Genomic DNA, 1023 nt, shown 5'->3' with positions numbered 1-1023 from the left:
CACCGTCAGGACCTCCTCGCCTGCGCCCGCCTCGGCGAGCACCTCGCCCCAGCATACAGTCAGGCACGGTCTAAAGAGGTCCTCTTTAAACTTGAAACTTTAGCAGAGGTTAAGCAACAAACCACAGAAGCTCATCTTATCCCAGTTGCGAACGGTATTTTCAATAAGAAAACCCAGCAATTAGAGCCATTCAGTCCTAAATATGTCTTTACCTCAACCATTGCGACCAAGTACAATGACAAGGCAAAAGTACCCAATATTAACGGTTGGAACGTAGACGACTGGCTCTATGATTTAATGAGTGGAGATAAAGAACTCGTTAGCCTTTTATGGCAGATTATTTCCGCAAGTACCAACGGCAACTACTCCTATCGCAAAGGCGTTTGGCTAGTCGGTAAGGGGAACGACGGCAAAGGGACTTTTCAAAGTCTCATCATGAACTTAATCGGACGTGAGAACGTCGCAAGTGTCAAAGCTGAACAGTTTTCTGAACGTTTTTCTCTTTCCCAAGTCGTTGGGAAGACTTGCATTATTGGAGATGACAGCCAAGTCAGCTACTTAGACAATGCAGGGAATTACTTTTCTGTGGTTACTGGCGACCCAGTACCGATTGAAGCGAAAGGAAAACAACCGACACTAGCCGTCTTTAATAAATTAGTCATTCAGTCCACTAACTTTTTACCAAAGTTTAGAAATAAGTCAAATGGAACATACAGACGTTTGCTTATCGTGCCTTTTGAAAAGTCTTTTACCGCAGATAATGACGATTGGAAAATAAAGGATGATTATATTAAACGCAAAGACGTTTTAGAGTATGTCCTTAAAATCGCTTTATCGCTTAACTTTGAGAAGTTTGACGAACCGAAAGCCACACAAGGGCTGTTAGATGACTTTAAAATCAGCAATGACAATGTATTGGCTTTTGTAAATGATATAACACCCCTTCGCCCGCGGACGACCGGGCCTCGGCCTGAGGCCTCGGGGCCGCGTCCGTCCGTGCTTCCTTCGGGCCCGCCAGGGGAG

At 45.2% G+C, this 1023-nt stretch carries 1 protein-coding gene; it reads left to right on the top strand.

All coding sequences use genetic code 11. The features are described from left to right. Positions 1-1023, top strand: a 1023-nt coding sequence (locus AB0M39_RS42250) for a phage/plasmid primase, P4 family (protein ID WP_365374568.1), incomplete at both ends; no start/stop codon positions are given.

The sequence above is a fragment of the Streptomyces sp. NPDC051907 genome (genome assembly GCF_040681075.1).
Taxonomy (GTDB): domain Bacteria; phylum Actinomycetota; class Actinomycetes; order Streptomycetales; family Streptomycetaceae; genus Streptomyces.
Note: the sequence above shows the minus strand (reverse complement) of the source record. Positions and strands in the feature narration are given on the sequence as shown.